The 20671-nt window shown below is 72.1% G+C and carries 17 protein-coding genes; 5 read left to right on the top strand and 12 right to left on the bottom strand.

Annotation, left to right across the window (positions count from 1 at the left end):
* Window positions 1-57: 57 nt before the first annotated feature.
* Window positions 58-741 carry a response regulator gene (locus ACFOYY_RS09275; protein WP_386189313.1) on the bottom strand — a complete coding sequence of 228 codons (684 nt, stop codon included), beginning with the start codon at window positions 739-741 and terminating at the stop codon, window positions 58-60.
* A gap of 108 nt (window positions 742-849) precedes the next feature.
* Between ACFOYY_RS09275 and ACFOYY_RS09270 the strand changes: the two genes are divergently transcribed.
* Complete coding sequence (locus ACFOYY_RS09270; protein WP_386189311.1) at window positions 850-1800, top strand: sulfotransferase family protein; 951 nt, start codon at window positions 850-852, stop codon at window positions 1798-1800.
* Between the two features lie 37 nt (window positions 1801-1837).
* Here ACFOYY_RS09270 and ACFOYY_RS09265 read toward each other — a convergent pair whose 3' ends face one another.
* Both ACFOYY_RS09265 and ACFOYY_RS09260 read right to left on the bottom strand, forming a co-directional pair.
* On the bottom strand, window positions 1838-2731 hold the full coding sequence (locus ACFOYY_RS09265) for a hypothetical protein (RefSeq protein ID WP_352012533.1): 894 nt from the start codon (window positions 2729-2731) through the stop codon (window positions 1838-1840).
* A 108-nt stretch (window positions 2732-2839) separates the two neighbouring features.
* Entirely contained in the window at window positions 2840-4162 is a 1323-nt protein-coding gene (locus ACFOYY_RS09260; protein WP_352012534.1) for a lanthionine synthetase LanC family protein, read from the bottom strand.
* A 281-nt stretch (window positions 4163-4443) separates the two neighbouring features.
* On the opposite strand from ACFOYY_RS09260, the gene ACFOYY_RS09255 reads away from it, so the two are divergent.
* Window positions 4444-6699, top strand: a complete 2256-nt coding sequence (locus tag ACFOYY_RS09255) for a helix-turn-helix transcriptional regulator (RefSeq protein ID WP_386189308.1) — start codon at window positions 4444-4446, stop codon at window positions 6697-6699.
* Window positions 6700-6980: 281 nt separating this feature from the next.
* Here the strand turns inward: ACFOYY_RS09255 and clpB are convergent, their stop codons facing one another.
* The 9 genes from clpB to menB form a co-directional block, all read right to left on the bottom strand.
* Window positions 6981-9614, bottom strand: a complete 2634-nt coding sequence (clpB, locus tag ACFOYY_RS09250) for an ATP-dependent chaperone ClpB (RefSeq protein WP_352012536.1) — start codon at window positions 9612-9614, stop codon at window positions 6981-6983.
* Complete coding sequence (locus tag ACFOYY_RS09245; protein ID WP_352012537.1) at window positions 9596-9916, bottom strand: chaperone modulator CbpM; 321 nt, start codon at window positions 9914-9916, stop codon at window positions 9596-9598. The genes clpB and ACFOYY_RS09245 overlap by 19 nt, the downstream gene beginning before the upstream one ends.
* Complete coding sequence (locus tag ACFOYY_RS09240; protein ID WP_362781354.1) at window positions 9916-10866, bottom strand: DnaJ C-terminal domain-containing protein; 951 nt, start codon at window positions 10864-10866, stop codon at window positions 9916-9918. Before ACFOYY_RS09240 ends, ACFOYY_RS09245 begins: the two co-directional genes overlap by 1 nt.
* Window positions 10866-11369 (bottom strand): nucleotide exchange factor GrpE, encoded by a 504-nt coding sequence (locus ACFOYY_RS09235; protein ID WP_352012539.1) that lies wholly within the window; start codon window positions 11367-11369, stop codon window positions 10866-10868. The genes ACFOYY_RS09240 and ACFOYY_RS09235 overlap by 1 nt, the downstream gene beginning before the upstream one ends.
* Complete coding sequence (dnaK, locus tag ACFOYY_RS09230) at window positions 11362-13251, bottom strand: molecular chaperone DnaK (RefSeq protein WP_352012540.1); 1890 nt, start codon at window positions 13249-13251, stop codon at window positions 11362-11364. The genes ACFOYY_RS09235 and dnaK overlap by 8 nt, the downstream gene beginning before the upstream one ends.
* 118 nt (window positions 13252-13369) lie before the next feature.
* Complete coding sequence (locus ACFOYY_RS09225; RefSeq protein ID WP_352012541.1) at window positions 13370-13840, bottom strand: general stress protein; 471 nt, start codon at window positions 13838-13840, stop codon at window positions 13370-13372.
* A gap of 84 nt (window positions 13841-13924) precedes the next feature.
* A complete protein-coding gene (locus ACFOYY_RS09220; protein ID WP_352012542.1) occupies window positions 13925-14605 on the bottom strand; it encodes a DedA family protein in 681 nt (226 codons plus the stop codon).
* A gap of 85 nt (window positions 14606-14690) precedes the next feature.
* The gene (menD, locus tag ACFOYY_RS09215; protein WP_352012543.1) at window positions 14691-16346 is read right to left on the bottom strand and encodes a 2-succinyl-5-enolpyruvyl-6-hydroxy-3-cyclohexene-1-carboxylic-acid synthase; all 1656 of its coding nucleotides are present in this window, start codon (window positions 16344-16346) and stop codon (window positions 14691-14693) included.
* 156 nt (window positions 16347-16502) lie between these two features.
* Window positions 16503-17348 carry a 1,4-dihydroxy-2-naphthoyl-CoA synthase gene (gene menB, locus ACFOYY_RS09210; protein WP_352012710.1) on the bottom strand — a complete coding sequence of 282 codons (846 nt, stop codon included), beginning with the start codon at window positions 17346-17348 and terminating at the stop codon, window positions 16503-16505.
* 134 nt (window positions 17349-17482) lie between these two features.
* On the opposite strand from menB, the gene ACFOYY_RS09205 reads away from it, so the two are divergent.
* From ACFOYY_RS09205 to ACFOYY_RS09195, 3 genes are all read left to right on the top strand, one after another.
* The gene (locus ACFOYY_RS09205) at window positions 17483-18658 is read left to right on the top strand and encodes an AMP-binding protein (protein WP_386189303.1); all 1176 of its coding nucleotides are present in this window, start codon (window positions 17483-17485) and stop codon (window positions 18656-18658) included.
* 48 nt (window positions 18659-18706) lie between these two features.
* The gene (locus ACFOYY_RS09200; protein WP_386189301.1) at window positions 18707-19108 is read left to right on the top strand and encodes a hypothetical protein; all 402 of its coding nucleotides are present in this window, start codon (window positions 18707-18709) and stop codon (window positions 19106-19108) included.
* Window positions 19109-19293: 185 nt separating this feature from the next.
* Window positions 19294-20631: an RNA polymerase sigma factor gene (locus ACFOYY_RS09195; protein ID WP_352012545.1), complete on the top strand. Its 1338-nt coding sequence runs from the start codon at window positions 19294-19296 to the stop codon at window positions 20629-20631.
* Window positions 20632-20671: the final 40 nt, after the last annotated feature.

Raw genomic sequence — 20671 nt, 5'->3', positions numbered from 1 at the left:
CATGCTAGCCGCCCGGCCGTTTCACCGTCATGACGGCCGGGCGTACGGCGGCGCCTCTCACTCCCGGTCGTCGAGCAGTCCCGCGTCGTGCACGAGCAACGCGATCTGGACCCGGTTGTTGAGGCCGAGCTTGGCCAGGACGCCGGAGACGTGGGTCTTGACCGTGGGGACGCTGAGGTGCAGCAGCGCCCCGATCTCGGCGTTCGACCTGCCTCCGGCGAGGGCGAGGGCGACCTCGCGCTCGCGGTCGTTCAGCGCCGCGAGGCGTTCCAGGGCTCGGGCGCGGTGCCGGTCGCGGCCGGTGTCGGCGACCCGGGCGATGAGGCGCCTGGTCACCGCCGGGGACAGTACGGGCAGGCCCCTGGCCACCTGACGCACCGCGTCCACGATCTCCTCCGGCGGGGTGTCCTTCAGCAGGAAGCCCGCGGCTCCGGCACGCAGCGCGCGCAGCACGTGCTCGTCGGCGTCGAAGGTGGTCAGGACGACGACCTCGGGCGCTCCCGCCCTGGCCCGCAGGGCCTCGGTCGCGCTCAGGCCGTCCATGACGGGCATCCGGATGTCCATCAGGACGACGTCGGGGGCGTGCCGGGAGACCAGGGGCAGCACCTCGGCGCCGTCACCGGCCTCGGCGACCACCCGGATGTCGGGGGCGCCGCGCAGCATCATCGACAGGCCCGCGCGCACCAGCGGGTCGTCGTCGGCGATGAGCACGCCGACCGTCCAGGGCTGCGAGGCGGTCATGGCGGTCAGGCTAGCCAACCGGGCCTCCCCCGGGCCACCCGGGCGCTTGTCTTCGCCCCAGGAAGAGCTATATTTGCGATAAAATAAGTAGGAATTAGGGGTAATACGATGCCGCTGCCAGACTTCCTCACGATCGGCGCCCCCAAGTCCGGGACGACGGCCCTGCACGCCGCGCTGTCCCGTCATCCCGGGCTCTTCCTCTCCCCCGTGAAGGAACCGAAGTTCTTCCTCAGCGACGGCCCGCCGCCCACCAGGGGCGGGCCGGGCGACGCCCAGACCTACCGTGAGCACCTCTGGCGGCGTGAGGACTACGAGGCACTGTTCGCGCAGGCGCCGGCCGGGGTGCCCAGAGGGGAGTCGACCCCGTTCTACCTCTACGACCGGGCCGCCCAGCGGCGCATCAGGAAGACCATCCCCGGCGTCCGGCTGATCGCGGCGCTGCGCGACCCGGTCGAGCGGGCACACTCCAACTGGACGCACCTGTGGTCGGCCGGGCTTGAGCCGGTCGGCGACGTGGTCGAGGCCTGCGCCGAGGAGGAGCACAGGATCGCGGCGGGCTGGGCGCCGTTCTGGCACTATCTCGCGCTCGGCCGGTACGGCGAGCAGCTCGAGCACCTGTTCACGCTGTTCCCCCGCGAGCAGGTGCTGATCTTCCGGTACCGGGACCTGGTCGACAGGCCCGTCGCCACCCTTGACCGGATCTGCCGTTTCCTGGGGGCCGAACCCGGGCTGATCACCGAGGTGCCCAGGGAGAACGTGACCGCCCACCCCGAGCCGACCCGCACCCACCGGGCGCTGTCGAGGGTGCTCCGCACCGGGGCCGCGGTCGGCCGGTTCCTGCCGCCCCGGATCAGCGGCGCCCTCACCGACCCCCTCGAACGGCGCCTGCAGCAGCGCGAGCAGCTGATCGGCCACTTCGCCGAGGACGTGGCGCTGCTGCAGCGGGTGACTGGGGAGGACTTCAGCGACTGGCTGCTGCCCCGGGAGCGTTCCGGCGGCCTGGTCGGCACCCGTCCCGACGGTCAGCGCCAGGCCAGGAACGGGCGCCCGCAGGTGTGAGCGCCGGGTTCCCGGGAGAGCCCCGGGAACCCGGCGCTCAGCGCAGTTCGGTGCGCAGTTCGTGGGCACCGTCCGCACGGGTGTACTCGTAGTAGAGCCGCCGCCCGCCGTCCGGCAGGTCCACGACGTTCACATAGCGCAGGCCGCCGCCGGCGTGCGGGGAGAATGCGGCCGGGCCGGTCCCCCGGGGGGTCAGCTCCGCCGGGTCGGTGCCGGTCGCCACCCCCGTGCGCTCCTCGTAGTTCTCCAGTGCCGAGGACCGGCCGTCGTACAGGGCCACGACCTGTTCGCCCACGAAGCGGACGGCCGAGATCCGGGCTCCGCGGGCGTCCCACATCCCCGGCCTTCCGCTGAGCGCCGTGCCCTGCCAGGTCCACTCGATCCCGTCCGCGCTGGTCGCGTAGTCGCTCACCATGCGGTCGGCCTCGTCGGGGTCGGCCAGGGGGTGGCAGGAGGCCCACAGGTGCCACAGGCCGCCGCGCCGTACGATGACGGGGTCCTTGACGCCGGTCTTGGGGTCGCCGGGCAGCACGACCTGGCGCACCGCGGGGTCGAACCCGGCGGGGTCGTCCGCTTCGAGCACCTCGACCCGCCAGTGCTTGGTGCCGTGGGTGGCGCAGCTGAGGTAGAGCCGCCAGCGGCCCTGCGGGGTGCGCACCAGTGTGGGGCGCTCCAGCGACTCGGTGTCCATCTCCTGCTGGGTGACCGTGACCAGGGTCTCGAAACGTTCGCCGTCGCGGGACCTGGCGACGACGACCGCGTAACCGCGTCCCTCGCCGACCGGTCTGCGCAACCGGTAGGCCAGATAGATCAGCCCGTCGGCCGCGACCGCGCTGGGCGCGCCCGCCCAGTGGCCCGGTGCCGCCCGTGGTGGTTCGACGGCCACGGCGGAGCGGGCGGGGTCGGGCAGGAGATCGTCGAATGTCAGCACGTCATCGACGCTAGGCAGGGCTTCGGCAGCGCTCACGGGGAATCACCAATCATGGTCACGAGTTTTGGCCGTCCCTTGACGGTCACGAGGCACAGGTCGGTGAGACGGTCAGGGCCTGCGGAGCGTCGCCGCCGGGAACGGGATGGCGGGGAAGGGATTGTCCGGCGGCAGCAGGAGCCTGCGCGCCTCCTCGGGACGCGCGGTCGCGTCCAGGTGGAGCAGCGCCGCCCCGATGCCCGCCGCCCCGACCATGTAGCCGGTGTCCGCGGTGACCTCCCAGGGGCGTAACCTGCGGTAGGCCTGGTACCAGCGCGATCCGCGCTCGTCGTGCCCGGCGGCCCTGCCGATGAGGTTGTCGCCGAGCTCGCAGGCGAACTCCAGGTGGGCGGGGCGGCCCGTCGCCGCCCAGAGGCCGACGAACAGCTCGACCAGGCCCGCGGTGCCGCAGCACTGGCAGGCCACGTTCCAGTAGCCTTCGGTCTGGCGGCCGGGCACGCCGCTGCGGACGATGCCTCTGGCCAGCCGCTCGACCCAGTCGAGGTCTCCGGCGTCGCCCGCGACCCGGTACAGCTCGTAGAACATCCGCGCCACGCCCGCCGAACCCGAGCAGAAGCCGAGATAGTGCAGGTCGCGGCCCTGCGGGATGTGGTGCGGGACCAGAGCGCACCGCTCGCTCACGGCGCTCACCGCGCGGACGAAGTCGGCCCCCCTGCGCGCCGCGCCGAGGAAGCGGGTCTGCCCGGTCAGGCCGTAGAGGCGGGCCAGCAGGAAGGCGGTGCCCGCGGTGCCGGACAGGAAGCCGGGCGTGACGGCGTCCAGCGGCAGGTCGCCGCACGCGCCGTGACCGAAGCGATGGCCGGGTACGGCGAGCTCGGCGATGCGGGTGCCCGCCTCGACGGCGACCTCCTGGTAGGCGGGGACGCCCAGGATGCCGGAGGCGTGCAGCAGGGCCAGGATGACGCCGCCGTCGCCACGCTGGGCCGGGTCGCCCGTCCAGCCGAGGCCCCCGTCGATCGAGCGGGCGCTGCGCACGACGTGGTCGGCGACCGCGACCGCCTCGGCCTCGAAGGCCTCCTCCCCGACGGCCCATCCCGCCTCCGCCAGGGTGAACATCACCCCCGCCAGGCCGTGGTGCAGGGACAGGTCGGCCTGTTCGCGCCAGGTGGCCGCGAGGTAGCGGGCTCCGGCCCTGGCGTCGTCGAGGTAGCTCTCGTCGCCGGTCGCCGCGGCCAGTTCGAGGAAGAACAGGACGATGCCCGCCGCGCCCGAGTAGAGCGAGAGCGGATGGCCGGTCAGGGCGGCCTTGCCCCGTGGGTCGGGGTTGGCCTTCCAGTGCCGTCCCCGCTCGTCGTCGACCGCCGCGGAGCGGATCCATCTCGCGGCCTCGGTCGCCGCGCGCAAGGGGCTCTCTGTCCCAGGTTCCGGGCTCATGGCGGCTCCTTCGTGCGGGGGACCACCAGTTTACCCCCTTTTCCTACAGGATCAATAGGTAATACTGGAACATGCGAGGTGGATGACGTTTACCCGGGTCTCGAAGGCAGGCTACTACGCGCGTTCACACACCGGAGGCGATATGCGGTAACCGGGCGATCACACCCGTCCACTCCCAACCCTGAACCTCTCTTGACGAGCCGTTTCGCCACCCAAGGGCATGATGGAAGTGGACATCGGGGAGAAAATCGCCTATATGATCTCGGATCTCGGACAGGACGATGCGCGGCCGGGCCCCTGAGTGGGCGACGGTCCTGCGGCTGCTGGAGACCGCGGGAGCCCCGGGCAACGTGATCCTCGTCGAAGGCGAACCGGGAACGGGCAAGAGCCTCCTGCTCGCCGAGGCGTGCGCCGCCGCCCCCGGCACGGGGGCGGCCGTCGTCTCAGGAAGGGCCGACATGCTCGGCAGGCTGACCCCGCTGGGGCCGCTGCTGTCCGCCCTCGACGAGTCCCCCTCCGCCGCCGCCGTCACCAGGAACGCCATGCCCGACGCGCCGAGCCTGCTGATGTGGCTGGCCGATCAGGTGCGCGACGCGCTCGAACGGCGCGCGAAGCAGGGACCGCTGCTGGTGACCCTCGACGACCTGCACTGGGCCGACCCCGCCACACTCATGGCACTGCGCGCGCTGCCCGCCCAGCTGACCGGCCTCCCCCTGGCCTGGCTGCTGGCCCGCCGCCCCGTGGAGGGCACCGACGACGCACGCCTGTTCGGCCTGCTGCGGCGCGAGGGGGCCGCGACGGTCACACTGCGCCCCCTGTGCGGGCAGGCGGTGGCCCAGGTGGCCGCCGACACGCTCGGGGCGCCGCCGGACGAGGAACTGACGGCCCTGGCCGCGCAGGCGGGGGGAAACCCGTTCCTGCTCGTCGAACTGCTCACCGGGCTGCGCGAGGAGGACGCGGTCAAGGTCGAGGACGGCCTCGCCAGGCTGACCGGCCCCACGCTGCCCCGCCGCGTGCACACCGCGGTACGGCGGCGCCTTGAGGAGGTCAGCACCAGGACCAGGCACCTGCTTGAGGCGGCGGCCGTACTCGGCCGGTCCTTCTCCCCCGCCTACGCCGCCGAGATGCTCGGCGAGACCCCCGCCGCCCTGTTGCCCGCCCTTGAGGAGGCTTTGGCCGCGGGCGTGCTGGACGCCACCCCCGAGGAACTGACCTTCCGGCACGAACTGCTGTGGCGCTCGGTCGTCGAGACGGTCCCCGCCCCCGTACGGCGGGCGCTGCACGGCCAGATCGAACGGGCCGTACCGGTCGCCGGGCGGCACCGGGTGAACGGCGGCGCCAACACCGAGACGCTGATGCTGCCCGCCCTGCTGGCCTGGGACGAGGGCAGGCTCTCCCACGGCCTGGACCTGGCCCGCGAGGCCGTGGAGCGGCCGGGCGCCGGGCACCACCCCGGGCCCAGAGCCGTACTGGCCACGATGCTCATCGACCTGTGGCTGCTCGATGAGGCCGAGGCCGTCACGGCCGACGCGGAGACGCAGGCGGCCCGCCACCCCGAGTGGGCCGTGGAGATCCCGCTGCTGCGGGCCCGCCTCGACCTGGCCGCCGGGCGGTTCGGCAGCGCGATCGCGCGGGCGGAGACCGGCCTGACCGCCGCCGAGGCCCTGCGCGTGCCGTCCCTGACCTCCTCCGCCCTGTCCGTGCTCGGCACCGCGTCACTGCGGGCGGGAGACCTGCCCAGGGCGATCAGATGCCTGGAGAGCGAACTGGCGCGGGGAGCACGGGACGCGCCGCCGTACACACGGCTGCGCTCGGAACTGGCGGCGGGCCGCATCAGCGAGGCCCTGGACGGGGCCGCGGGCGGGATGAGCTCCCTCGGCCGGGTCTACGACGCGCTGCCCCGGCACACCGGGGCGCTGACCAGCGAACCGGCCGCCGCCGCCTGGCTGGTGCGGGTGGCCATGGCCGTCGACGACACACGCAGGGCCGACGCCGTGGTCGGCGCCGCCGAGGACATCGCCCGCCGCAACCCCGGCCTGCCCAACCCCGCGATCTCCGCGGTCCACGCCCGGGGCCTGCGCGAACGCGACCGGCAGGCGCTCGGCCGCGCCGTGGACGGGCACACCGACCCGTGGGCCCGCGCCTCGGCCGCCGAGGACCTCGGGGTACTGCTCGGCTCCGACGGCGGCTGCCGCGACCTGGCGGTACAGGCCCTGGACGACGCGCTGTCCCGCTACGACGAGGTGGGGGCGCTGCGCGACGCGGCCCGGGTTCGCGGCAGGCTGCGCGCCCTCGGGGAACGCCGCCGCCACTGGGTCACCACCGACCACCCCGTCTCCGGCTGGGACAGCCTGACCGGCACCGAACTGGCTGTCTGCGGCCTCGTCGCCGAGGGGCTGACCAACCGCCAGGCCGCCGAGCAGATGTTCATCAGCGAGCACACCGTCGCCTTCCACCTGCGTCAGATCTTCCGCAAGCTGGACATCCACTCGCGGGTCGAGCTGACCAGGCTCACCCTTGGCCGGGGCGGTCCCTAGGTTGCGTCTGGCTGTGTCTCCTTGCTCCGCCTGGCGGCGTCGCGGGCTTGGGCACCTCCGAGTCGGCGCTTTCCCTCGTCACTGTGTCTCCTTGCTCCGCCTGACGGCGTCGCGGGCTTGGGCGCCTCCGGGTCGGCGCTTTCCCTCGTCACTGCGTCGCTGCGCTCCTGCGTTCCTCAGTCCAAGCACCGACGGCGCCCAAGCCGGAAACCCCCTCGCGCACGGCGCCGGTAGGGTCTCCGGCCAAAAGCCTTCTCCACCGGCGGGTCAGCCGGTGAGCTTCAGGCCACCTTGGCCGTCTCGGTCTCCTGGGCGACGGTGACCACGAGCTCCCCCCCGGCCATGCCGACCCGGATCACCGCGCCCTCGTGCGCGTCGCCGAGCAGCAGGGCGCGCCCGATGCGGGTCTCGACCTCCTTGGCGATGAAGCGCCTCAGCGGGCGGGCGCCGTACACGGGGTCGTAGCCCCGTTCGGCGATGTGTCTGGTGGCGTCCTCGGAGACCTCCAGCAGGATGCCCCGCTCGCCGAGCCGCGCGCGCAGGTCGCCGAACATCAGGCCCACGATGCGCTCGATCTCCTCCTCGGTGAGAGGCTTGAAGATCACGATGTCGTCGACGCGGTTGAGGAACTCGGGGCGGAAGTGTGAACGCAGGTCCGCCATCACCAGCTCCTGGGCGTCCTGTTTGATCTCCCCGCTTGAGGTGACGCCCTCAAGCAGGTAGACCGAGCCGATGTTGGAGGTCATGATCAGCACCGTGTTGCGGAAGTCGACGGTCCTGCCCTGCGCGTCGGTGAGCCGCCCGTCGTCGAGGACCTGCAGCAGCGTGTTGAACACGTCGGGGTGCGCCTTCTCGATCTCGTCGAAGAGCACCACCGAGTACGGCTTGCGCCGTACGGCCTCGGTGAGCTGGCCGCCCTCCTCGTAGCCCACGTAACCGGGCGGGGCGCCGACGAGGCGGCTGACGGTGTGCCGCTCCTGGTACTCGCTCATGTCGATGCGGATCATGTTGTCCTCGGTGTCGAACAACGCCGCGGCCAGCGCCTTGGCCAGCTCGGTCTTGCCCACCCCGGTCGGTCCGAGGAAGATGAACGACCCGATCGGGCGGCGCGGGTCCTTGATCCCCGAACGGGCCCTGATGATGGCGTCGGAGACCGTCTGCACCGCCTCGTCCTGGCCGATCACCCGCTCGTGCAGGACCTCGTCCAGGTGCAGGAGCTTCTCGCGCTCGCCCTCCTGCAGGCGGCTCACCGGGATGCCCGTCCACCTGGAGACGATCAGTGCGATCTCCTCCTCGGTGACCACCTCGCGCAGCAGCCTGGCGACCCCCTGCTTGCTGCGCAGGCGTTCCTCCTCGGCCTTCAGCCGCCGTTCCAGCTCGGGCAGTCTGCCGTGCCGCAGCTCGGCGGCACGGTTGAGGTCGTAGTCACGCTCGGCCCGCTCCGCCTCGGCGCGCACGTTCTCCAGTTCCTCGCGCAACCCCTGGACGCCGCGCAGCGCGTGCCGTTCGGCCTCCCACTGGGCGCGCATGGCGTCGGCCTCCGCGCGCAGGTCGGACAACTCCCTGCGCAGCTCGTCGAGGCGGGCCAGACTCTGCTGGTCCTCCTCCTTGCCCAGCGCGGCCTCCTCGATCTCCAGGCGCATCACCCTGCGGGTGAGCTCGTCGAGCTCGGCGGGCATCGAGTCGATCTCGGTCCTGAGCATCGCGCAGGCCTCGTCGACCAGGTCGATGGCCTTGTCCGGCAGGAAGCGGTCGGAGATGTAGCGGTGGCTCAGCACCACGGCGGCCACCAGGGCGGCGTCCTGGATCGTCACCCCGTGGAAGACCTCCAGCCGTTCGCGCAGGCCACGCAGGATCGAGACGGCGTCCTCGACGGAGGGCTCGTCGACCGTGACGGGCTGGAAGCGGCGTTCCAGGGCGGCGTCCTTCTCGATGTGCTTGCGGTACTCCTCAAGCGTCGTCGCGCCGATCATGTGCAGCTCGCCGCGGGCCAGCATGGGCTTGAGCATGTTGCCCGCGTCCATGGCGCCCTCGGCCGCGCCCGCCCCGACGACCGTGTGCAGTTCGTCGACGAACAGCAGGATGCGGCCCTCCGCGGCCACCACCTCGGTGAGCACGGCCTTGAGCCGTTCCTCGAACTCCCCCCGGTACTTCGCCCCGGCGACCAGGGATCCCATGTCGAGGCTGAAGACCACCTTGTCCCGCAGGCCCTCGGGCACGTCGCCGTTGCTGATCCGCTGGGCGAGTCCCTCGACGATGGCGGTCTTGCCGACTCCGGGGTCGCCGACCAGCACCGGGTTGTTCTTGCTCTTGCGGGACAGGATCTGGATGACGCGGCGGATCTCGGCGTCGCGCCCGATGACCGGGTCGAGCCTGCCCGCGGCGGCGTCGGCCACCAGGTCCCGCCCGTACTTGGTCAGCGCCTCGTAGGCGACCTCGGGCATCGCCGAGGTGACGCGCTGGTTTCCGCGGATGGCGGTGAGCGCCTGCAGGAAGGAGTCCCTGGTCAGCCCCTGCTGGCGCAGCAGCCGACCGGCGGGCGTCGTCTCGCCCTCCTCGATCAGGGAGACGAGCAGATGCTCGACGGAGACGTACTCGTCCTTGAGCCGGTCGGCCTCCCGCTTGGCCGTCTCCAGCAGCCGGGAAAGGCGCTGGGTCACCCGGACCTGACCGGGTTCGACGCCCGGCCCGCTGACCCTCGGCATCCGGTTCAGCGCCGCCTCCAGGTCGGCGCCGAGCCGGTCGGTGTCGACGGAGGCGTTCAGGAGCAGCCGTGGGATCAGCCCGTCCGGCTGGTCGAGCAGCGCCTGCAGCAGGTGCTCGCCGTCGACGTCGGTGTGCCCGTGGCGCAGGGCCTTGGTCTGCGCGTCGTGCAGCGCCTCCTGCGACTTCTGCGTCAGCTGGTTGACGTCCACTTCGGTCCTCCCGGGGTGCGGGAGCGCCCACGCGCGGCGCTCTCCAGCTCGGCGATGCGGTCCAGAAGGTCGACCACCAGGCCGAGGGCCGCGTAGTTGAGGGCGAACCCGGCGCGCAGCCGCTGGACCCTGGCCATGGCCGGCAGCTGGGAGAGCGGGAACCACAGCTCTCCCGCCGCGTCCCGCTGCGCGTCGAGCACGCCGAGGACGACCAGGCGGCGCACCAGGTCGGGGTGCGTGCCGGTCAGGCGGGCGAACGACTCGATGTCCAGGCGCCGCGGCCTGGTCAGGGCGTAGGGCATCACCGCCTCCTCGGGTCGAACTCCGACACCGCCGCGAGCTGCTCGAACAGCTGCCTCTCCTCGTCGGTCGGCCGTGGCGGCACCATGATCTGTATCTCGGCGAACAGGTCGCCGGGGCCTTCCCTCGGACTGGGCATGCCCCGGCCGCGCAGCCGCAGCCGCCGCCCGCTCGACGTGCCCGGCGGCACCTTGACCTTGGTCTCGCCGCCCGGTGTCTCGACGGCGACGGCCGCGCCGAGCGCCCCCTCCCAGGGCGTGATCGGGAGCCGGATGTGGATGTCGCGGCCCTCGACCCGGTAACGGGGATGCGGCGCGATCCTGACGATCAGGTAGAGGTCTCCGGGGGGTGCCCCGTCACCGCCCCTGCCGCCCTGGCCCGCCAGGCGGATCCGCCGGCCGTCGGTCACCCCTGCGGGGATGCGGACCTCGATCCTGCGGCCCCCGACGGTGAGGGACTTACGGCCGCCCCGGTAGGCGTCCTCGACGCTCAGTTCCAGCTCGGCCTCCTGGTCGGCGCCGGGGATGGGCCCCCATCCGGGGCCCGCCCTGCCCGCGCCGCCCGACCTGCCGGAGAAGAGTCCCTCCAGCAGGTCGTCGATGTCGACGCCCTCCCCGAAGCCGGAGGGGCCCTGACCGGGCCAGCCGCTCCCCCGGCCGCCCCGCCCTGCCCCCGCGCGTCCCGCCCCGGCACGGGCCCAGGTCTCGGGGTCCACGTCCTCGGGGACCTGGCGGAAGTCGGGGCCGAACGCGTCGTAGCGGCGGCGGGTCTTGGGGTCGGACAGGACGCTGTAGGCCTCGGAGATGTCCTTGAAGCGGTCCTCGGCCTCGGGGGCCTTGTTGACGTCGGGGTGGTTGGCCCGCGCAAGTTTGCGGTAGGCGCGCTGGATGTCCTCCTGGCTCGCGTTGCGCTGCAGGCCGAGGATCTCGTAGAAGTCCCGGGCTGCCGGCATCATTCCGCCTTGGAGACGACGACCGTCGCGGGCCGCAGTTGCCGTTCACCGTCCCCGTAGGCGGGCTGCACCACGTGCAGGACGGTCCCGTCCGGTGTGCCCTCCTGGCTGAGCACGCCGACCGCCTCGTGCCTGGCGGGGTCGAACCTCGCGCCGGTGTCGTCGCGGCGCGGGAAGCCCAGGCGGGCCAGCACGTCGAGAGCCTGCTCGTGGATGGCCCGCAGCCCCTCGGCGACGGAGGAGGGGTCGTTTCCGGCGTGTTCGAGGGCGCGTTCCAGGTTGTCCAGCACCGGAAGCCATTCGGCCGCCGCCCTGGCCCTTTCCTCCTCCCGCACCCGGGACGCGTCACGGCTGACCCGTTTGCGCAGGTTGTCGAGGTCGGCCAGGGCTCGCCGCCACCGGTCCTGGAGCTCGGCCACCTCGTCCTGGAGCTCGGTGACGCGCTCCTGGAGGCCGTCGGGCTCCTGCCTCACGGCCTCGTCGTCGCGGGGTTCCTCACTCATCGGTCGTGAACTCCGCGTCGATGACGTCGTCGTCCCGGCCGCCGCCCTGAGCCCCCTGCGGGCCCTGGCCGCTCTGGCCGCCGGAGGCCGAGACCGTGCCCAGGCCCTGGTAGACCTGTTGCAGCTCGCCGGTCAGCGAGCGCAGCCGGTCGATCGGTGTCTCCTGCTGCCTGACCGTCTCCCTGGCGTCGGAGACGAGCATCTCGGCCCGTGCCTTCTCATGGACCGGCACGGCCTCCCCCAGCTCGGAGAGCCGCCGCTCCACCTGGTAGGCGACACTGTCGAGCTCGTTGCGCGCGTCCACGACCTGCCGCAGCCGTAGGTCCTCCTCCCGGTGCCGTTCGGCGTCGGCGACCATCCGCTCGACCTCGCCCGTGTCGAGGGTCGAGCTCTCACTGATGGTGATGCGCTGCTCGGCGCCGGTGTCCTTGTCCTTGGCCGAGACGTTCAGGATCCCGTTGGCGTCGACGTCGAAGGTGACCTCGACCTGGGGCACACCGCGCGGCGCGGGCCTGATGTTCTCCAGCCTGAAGCGGCCGAGCACCCGGTTGTCCCCGGCGCGTTCGCGCTCGCCCTGCAGCACCACGACGTCCACCGCGTTCTGGTTGTCCTCGGCGGTGCTGAACACCTCGGAACGGCGGGCGGGGATCGTCGTGTTGCGGTCGATGACCTTCGTCATGATGCCGCCGAGGGTCTCGATGCCGAGCGAGAGGGGCGTCACGTCCAGCAGGACGACGTCCTTCAGCTCGCCCTTGATGACGGCCGCCTGCACCGCCGCGCCGAGCGCGACGACCTCGTCGGGGTTGACCGTCATGTTCGGTTCCTTGCCCCCGGTCATCCTGCGCACCAGGGCCTGTACGGCGGGCATCCTGGTCGATCCGCCGACCAGGATCACCTCGTCGATGTCCCCGGTGCTCAGCCGCGCGTCGGCCATGGCCTGCTCGACCGGCCCCTTGCAGCGTTCCAGCAGGTCGGAGGTGATGTCCTCGAACGTCGCCCGGCGCAGCGTGGTGTTCAGGTGCTTGGGGCCCGAGGCGTCGGCCGTGATGAAGGGCAGGTTGATCTGCGTCTGGGAGACCGAGGACAGCTCGACCTTGGCCTTCTCCGCCGCCTCGAAGAGCCGTTGCAGAGCCTGGGGGTCGGCGCGCAGGTCGACGCCGGTGTCCCGCTGGAACTCGTCGGCGAGGTAGTCGACGATGCGCCGGTCGAAGTCGTCACCGCCGAGGTGGGTGTCGCCCGCGGTCGAACGTACCTCGACGACGCCGTCCCCGATGGTCAGGATGCTGACGTCGAACGTTCCGCCGCCCAGGTCGAAGACGAGCACCGTCTCGTTCTCCTTGCGGTCGAGCCCGTAGGCCAGGGCCGCGGCGGTCGGCTCGTTGACGATCCTCAGTACCTCAAGACCGGCGATCTTCCCCGCGTCCTTGGTGGCCTGGCGCTGGGAGTCGTTGAAGTAGGCGGGCACGGTGATGACCGCCTCGGTGACCTTCTCCCCGAGGAACTTGGAGGCGTCGTCGACGAGTTTGCGCAGGATCAGGGCGGAGATCTCCTCCGGGGCGTACATCTTGCCGCGCACGTCGAAACGGACCGCGTCGTCCGGCCCCGGCACCACGTCGAACGACACGGCGTGCATCTCGGTGGTGACCTCGTCGTAGCGGCGGCCGATGAAACGCTTGGCCGAGTAGATCGTCCCCTTCGGGTTGAGGATCGCCTGACGACGGGCCAGCTGCCCGACCAGGCGTTCGCCGTCCTCGGTGAAGGCGACGACCGACGGGGTCGTCCGCGACCCCTCGGCGTTGGCGATCACCGTGGGCTTGTCGCCCTCCATCGTGGCGATCACCGAGTTGGTCGTCCCCAGGTCGATCCCGACTGCCTTAGCCATGCTGGTCTCCTTCTGGGCCTCCCGCGACGGCCGTACGGCGCGCGGGGCCGCGTCCTCGGATCCGACGGGCGGGCCCCTGAGGCGCGACCCGGCGTGAACCCCGCGGGCGGTCGCCGCCCTAGGTGTGCTGGGGTATGCCGGTCTCTAGCAGCCTGCGGGCCTCGGCGGCCTGGGGCGTCGTCACCCGCAGCTCGTAGCGGTTGGCGACGATGGCGCTCGACGAGAGGAAGTCCCTCCTGCCGCCGGTGAAGGCGTGGGCGATGAGCCCGAAGATGGCTCCGGCGACCACACCCCAGATCACGCTCCACAGGACCAGGATCCAGGGGAACCTGCCGGGGGTGAAGATCGCGAAGAACAGGCCGATCAGCAGTCCGATCCAGGCACCGGTCGCCGCCCCCATCCCCGCGGCGCGCAGGTAGGTCAGCCGCCCGAGCACCTTCTCGACCATCCGCAGGTCCATCCCGACGATCATCGCGTGCTGGACGGGAAAACGCTGGTCCGACAGGTAGTCGACGGCCCGCTGGGCCTCCTCGTAACGGCCGTAGGTGGCTACCGGTTCATAGCCGGTCAAGGTCTGGTCGGATAGCATGCCGCCTCCCCTCCACGGTGAGTCCGTACCGACTCAGCGTGACCGGCCCGCGGCCCGGCGCACATCCCCAGGTCTGGTAGCAGATCAGCCCGCGCCGACCGGACTGCCCGCCTGTCCGGCCTCCGGGTCCCCCTCGGCCACCCCGGGCTCCCCGGACGTCTCGGCCACCGCCCGCGCGGCCCTGCGCTTGACGAACAGCGTGGTCGCGACGCCGAACAGCAACGCGACGACCAGCGCGACCCAGGAGAAGCCCCGCAGCCACCGCTCGGCGGCCATGCCCAGGTAGTAGATCACCGCGGTGGTCCCGCCCGCCCAGACGATCCCGCCGAGCACGTTGGCGACCAGGAACCTCCAGTACGGCATGCGCAGCGCCCCGGCCAGCGGCCCCGCCAGGATGCGCAGCAGCGCGACGAACCTGCCGAGGAAGACCGTCCACATGCCGTAGCGGTGGAAGTAGCGTTCGGCCCTGCCGATGTGCTCCGGCCCGAAGTGCTTGGGGAACCTGCGTCCGAGCCGGTCGAACATCGGCTTGCCGCCCCTGCGCCCGACGGCGTAGCCGATCGAGTCGCCGACGATCGCGCCGACGCCGGCGCAGGCGCCGACCCACAGCGGGTCGACCACGCCCTTGGCCGCCAGCAGCGCGGAGCTGACCAGGACGATCTCGCCGGGCAGCGGGATGCCCAGGCTCTCGATCCCGATCACCAGACCGACCAGGACGTAGATCCACACCGCGGGAATCGCCTGGAGCAACTCGTCGACATGCATGCCCGTCACCTTATTGCGTCGTCTCCCCGATCTCATCCGGCCTCGCCCGGCCGCACCCGGCCGCACAGGGGCCGGTGTCAGGCCCTCACAGGACGCCGTGGATCGCGGTGTGGGCCGCCTCGCGCAGCGCGGCGTGCAGCACCGCGTTCGGCTCCCGGTCCGTGTGGACCTCGACGATGCGCACCCCCTCCCCGCGCAACGCCTTGGGCAGCTGTTCCGCCTCCCCGACGAAGGTGTACGGCGTGCCGGTCGCCGCCGCGACGTGGGACAGGTCCACTCCGTGCGAGGTGCCGAAGACCCGTTCGAAGGGGTCGCGCAGCGCGGCCTGGGGCAGCAGCGAGAAGATCCCGCCCCCGTCGTTGTTCACCACGACCAGGCACAGGTCGGGGCGGGGCTCGCGGGGGCCGAGGATCAGCCCGTTCTGGTCGTGCAGGAACGTCAGGTCGCCCATCAGCGCGTAGGAGGGGCCGTTGTGCGCCAGCGCCGCGCCCATCGCGGAGGACACCACGCCGTCGATCCCCGCCGCGCCCCGGTTGGACAGGATCCGCAGCCCCCTCCTCGGGCGCATCGCCTGGTCGAGGTCACGGATCGGCATGGACGAGCCGGAGAACAGCAGCGCCCCGTTGGGCAGCTGCTCGGCCAGGTCCCTGGCCAGGCGCGGCTCGCTGAGCCCGCCCGCGTCGAGCACCTCGTCGATCGCCGCCCTGGCCGCCGTGTCCGCGCGCCGCCACGAGCGCAGCCAGTCGTCGTCCCCGGCCGCGACCGGGATCTCGACCGCCTGCGCCACCTGGGTCGCGGAACGGGTCGGGTCGGGCCAGCGGGACAGGTCGGGGGCGACGACGATGTGCTCCTCGGCGTGCCTGAGCCAGTTCAGCAGCGGCCTGGACAGGCCGGGACGGCCCAGGGTGACCACCACGTCCGGACGGTGCCGGTCGGCGAACTCGGGGGTGCCGAGCAGGAAGTGGTAGGTCGAGACCGCGTGGTCGCCGTAGCGGGCGCCGCCGTTCGGCTCCGACAGGACCGGCCATCCGGCCATGCCGGCCGCCGCCACGTATCTGCGCATGTTGGCGGCGCCGTCCCCGACGACGAGCACGCCCCTTCGGGTCGGCGGCAGGTGCAGCGCGGCCGCGGGAGGCGCGACCCTGGCGCGGACCCACGGCCCGTTGGCGTCGCCCTCGAGGGACTCGCTCCAGGAGACGTCGCCGTCCGGGACGAGCGGCTCACGGAAGGCGAGGTTGAGGTGGACCGGGCCGGGGTCGGCCGGGCCGAGTGAACGCTGGTAGGCGCGGCAGGCCAGGGAACGCCAGTAGGCGACCTGCCCAGGCCGGTCCTCGGGCACGCCGACCTCGCTGAACCAGCGGACCGCGGTGCCGTACATCTTGATCTGGTCGATGGTCTGGCTGGCGCCGGTGTCGCGCAGCTCGGGCGGCCGGTCGGCGGTGAGCAGCAGCAGCGGCACCCCCGACTCGTGCGCCTCGACGACCGCGGGGTGGAAGTTCGCCGCGGCGGTGCCCGAGGTGCACATCAGCGCGACCGGCCGGCCGCCGCGCTTGGCCAGTCCGAGGGCGAGGAAGGCCGCCGAGCGCTCGTCGATGCGCACGTGCAGCCGTACGCGGCTGTCGGCGTGCGCGGCGAGTGCGAGCGGAGCCGAGCGTGAGCCCGGCGCGAGCACCACCTCGGTGAGACCGCAGCGTACGAGTTCGTCGACCAGCACGGTCGCGAGCGCGGTGGCGGGATTCACCGCACTGCCTCCTCTGGTCGTCGTCGTGCTGAGAGAAGCCGTGTCCGAAAGGACGGACACGACGGCTGACGGCGGACCGGCGCCGTCCTCACCGCGCCGGGGCGGCGCACTGCGGGGACGGGCCGGTTTCGCCTCATCGCTGGAATCGCCTGCGGCTCACGGCCTGCGCGGGAACTTGCCGAAGTCGGGGGTGCGCTTCTCCTTGAAGGCGTCGCGGCCCTCCTGCGCTTCCTCGCTCATGTAGAAGAGCAGGGTGGCGTCGCCGGCGAACTGCTGCATGCCCGCCGCGCCGTCGGTGACCGCGTTCAGCGCGCCCTTGAGCATGCGCAGGGCCAGCGGGGACTTCTCCAGCATCTCCCTGGCCCAGGCGACCGTCTCCTCCTCCAGGCGCTCCAGCGGGACGACCGTGTTGACCAGGCCCCAGCCGAGGGCGGTCTCGGCGTCGTACTGACGGCACAGGTACCAGATCTCACGGGCCCGCTTCAGGCCGACGGTCTCGGCGAGCAGCCAGGACCCGTAGCCGCCGTCGAAGGAGCCGACCTTGGGCCCGGTCTGGCCGAAGACCGCGTTGTCCGCGGCGATGGACAGGTCGCAGCAGACGTGCAGCACGTGACCGCCGCCGATCGCGTAGCCGGCGATCATCGCGATGACCGGCTTGGGGCAGCGGCGGATCTGCACCTGCAGGTCCAGCACGTTCAGCCTGCCCACGTGCGGGGTCGACTTGTCGACGTAGCCGTCGTCACCGCGGATCTTCTGGTCGCCGCCCGAGCAGAAGGCCCGGTCGCCCGCGCCGGTGAGAATGATCACACCGATCTCCGAGTCCTCCTGGGCGACGTTGAAGGCGTCCCTGAGCTCGAAGAGCGTCGTCGGGCGGAAGGCGTTGTGCCGCTCCGGCCGGTTGATCGTGATCTTCGCGATGCCCTCGGCGGTCTCGTAGACGATGTCCTCGTAGTCCCCGGAGCGCCTCCAGTCGGCGGCGCGCACCTGGACGCTCTCCGGCATGGGCCTGGCCTCGCCCTTCGCCCGCCCGTCCGTGCCCGGCACCGCCTGCTCCGTGCTCACGATGACTGCGTCCCTTCCGCCTCGCCGGGACCCGCCCGGCTGCCGTCCGTTTTCCCGGCACTAACCTTACGACTGTGACGAACGGTCCTGTGCACGCGGAGTCGTCCTGCGGGTGGCGGGAGCTGCACGCGCTCGTGCTGCCGCCGGGACCGGAGCTGTTCAGGGCGGTCGGCGCCGCGCTCGACGGCGGCCCCGCGGTGCTTCCCCTGTCTCCCGCCCTGCCCGCCGCCGCGCTGCGGGCCACGCTCGACGCCCTGCGCCCCACCCATGTCAACGGTGTACGGCGCGAGCACGGTGTGGGGGTGCCCGGCGAGGTGGCCGTCGTCATCGCCACCAGCGGCACGACCGGGGCGCCGAAGGGGGTCCAGCTGTCGGCCGCGGCCCTGCGCGCCTCCGCCTCGGCCTCGCTGCGCCGTCTGGGCGCCCGGCCCGGCGAGCGCTGGCTCTGCTGCCTGCCCCCCTCCCACGTCTCGGGGCTTCAGGTCCTGGTCAGGTCACTGGTCGGCGGGACGGAACCGATCGTGCACGAGGGCTTCTCCCCCGAGGCGGTGCTCTCCAGCGGCGCCCGGCACGTCTCGCTGGTTCCGACGCAGCTGCGTCGGCTGCTGGACGCCGACCTGTCGGTGTTCGACACGATCCTGCTGGGGGGCGCGGCGCCGCCGCCGGGGCTGGTCGAGGAGGCCAGGGCCGCGGGCGCGCGGGTGGTGCTCAGCTATGGGATGAGCGAGACCTGTGGCGGGTGCGTCTACGACGGCGCCCCCCTTTACAATGTAGATCTCAAGATTGGCGACGACGGGCGGATTCGCGTCGCGGGCCCGGTGCTGTTCTCCGGCTACCGGCTGCGGCCCGAGCTGACCGCCTCGGCCCTCGACGGCGACTGGTTCGTCACCTCCGACCTCGGCGTCATGGACGGCGGGGGCCTGCGCGTGCTCGGCCGCTGCGACGACGTCATCAACACCGGCGGCGAGAAGGTCGTCGCCGCCGTGGCCGCCGCCGCCGTGGCCGAGCACCCCGCGATCGCCGACGCCGTCGTGGTCGGCCGCCCCGATCCGGAGTGGGGCGAGCGCGTCGTGGCCGTCGTCGTCTCCCCCGACCCGCCGTCGCTGGCCGAGCTGCGGGCCTTCGTCAAGGAACGGCTCCCCGCCTGCGCGGCCCCCGCCGAACTGGTCGTGATGTCCGAAATACCACTTCTGCCCAATGGCAAGCCGAATCTCGCCGCCCTCCGTTATGGTCGTGATCGGGAACCGTGAGGAGACCCGGCACGTCAAACAGACAGCCGCGACAGAAGGGACGACCCCATGCATATCACCCGCAAGGCGTTGGTCTCCGCTGGAGTCGTCGGCGTGATCCTCGTGGGCGGCGTCTCCGTGACGGCCGCCGCCTCCGCCGGCCGGGTGGAGAAGATCTGGAGGGTCGTGGAGTCCGGCTCCGGGCCCGCGGTGTCACCGGCGACGCGGCAGACGGCGCAGCCGCAGGCCGACGACGACGCACCGCGCTCCGAGCCGACGTCCGCACCCTCCTCCGCGCCCACGTCGGCGCCCGACGACGGGTCCGTGGTCTCCAGGGACGTCAACCCCGACCCGGGGTCGGTCACGACCTACTGGACCGAGCAGCGCCTGCAGGAGGCGAGCCCCTTCCCCATGCCCGAGGCCGACGACCCGGCGGGGCCCTCCGGAAGCCGGGTGGAGGGGATCAAATAGCCCCTGACCACGGCTGATGACGGAACGGACCGCCTCGGGACGATCCGCCCATCTTATTTTCCCCGTCAAGTCGGGAACATAAAGTTCTTGACTGGGGTTATTGGTACTGGTGCGCTGAGCGGCCCGCAGGCCGCCCCACCCGACAATCTGTAAGCAGACGACTCCGTGATGGAGGAGGTGTCCTCATGCCCCAAACCGCCGTGGCGACCTCATCGGAGGCCCCGACGCCCCTTGAGAAGCTCCTTGACCGAGGGCGAGTCCAGGGTCACCTTTCGCTCGCGGAGCTGCGCCACGCCTTCGCGGAGTCCGGGACCAGCCCCACGGAGGGCCGCTCGATCCTGCGGGAGCTCACCGAGGCCGGCGTCATCCTGGCCGCCGAGGACGAGCCCGCGCTCAGCGGCGCGTCCAAGAAGACCGCCGGGCGCCGGACCACCCGCAAGGCGAAGGCCGCGCCCGCCAAGGCCACCACCAGGGCCGCCAGGACCACCGCCAAGAAGGCCGAGACCGCCGGGGCCCCCGCCGAGGCCGAGCCGGAGATCGGCGAGGAGGAGTGGGCCCCCGAGGAGGCCGAGCTCGAGGCCGAGCAGACCATGGACCTGGACGACCAGTCCTCGGTCATGGGCGACTCGGTGCACACCTACCTCAAGTCGATCGGCAGGCGCACCCTGCTCACCGCCGCCCAGGAGGTCGAGCTGGCCAAGCGGATCGAGGCGGGGCTGTACGCCGAGTCCAAGCTTGAGGCCGAGCCCGGCCTGCCCGCCGCCATGCGCGACGACCTCGAATGGATCGCCGAGGACGGCCGCCGCGCCAAGGACCACATGCTTGAGGCCAACCTCCGCCTGGTCGTCTCGGTCGCCAAGAAGTACACCGACCGTGGCATGGCGTTGCTCGACGTGGTCCAGGAGGGCAATCTGGGCCTGATCCGCGCAGTCGAGAAGTTCGACTACACCAAGGGCTACAAGTTCTCCACCTACGCCATGTGGTGGATCCGCCAGGCCATCCAGCGTGGGTTCGCCGACTCCGCGCGCACCATCCGCCTTCCCGTGCACGTGCTGGAGATGCTCTCCAAGCTGTCGCGCGTCGAGCGTGACATGCACCAGCGTCTCGGCCGTGAGCCCACCCCGGAGGAACTGGCGGTCGAGCTGGACAAGACCCCCGACCAGATCGAGGAACTGCTGCGCACCAGCCGCCAGCCGATCAGCCTCAACGCGACCATCGGCGACGACGGCGAGACCACCATCGGCGACCTCATCGAGGACGTCGACTCGCCCGAGGCGTCCGAGGTGGTCGACCGTCAGCTGCTGGGTGAGCAGCTGCGCGGCGTGCTGGGCAACCTCTCCCCCAGGGAGGCCAAGATCATGGCTCTGCGCTTCGGCCTCGTCGACGGCAAGCCTCACACCCTCGACGAGATCGGCAAGCACCTGGGCCTGACGCGCGAGCGCATCCGCCAGCTGGAGAAGGAGTCGCTGTCGAAGCTGCGCCACCCGAGCAACACCCGCCCGCTGCTCGACTGGGCCAGCTAGACCCGCTCGTGAGGGGCGTCGTGGACCACCGGTCCGCGAC

The organism is Streptosporangium jomthongense, assembly GCF_042650425.1.
GTDB lineage: Bacteria > Actinomycetota > Actinomycetes > Streptosporangiales > Streptosporangiaceae > Streptosporangium.
The sequence above is the reverse complement of the archived record's forward strand: the minus strand, read 5'-3'. Positions and strand labels throughout refer to the sequence as shown.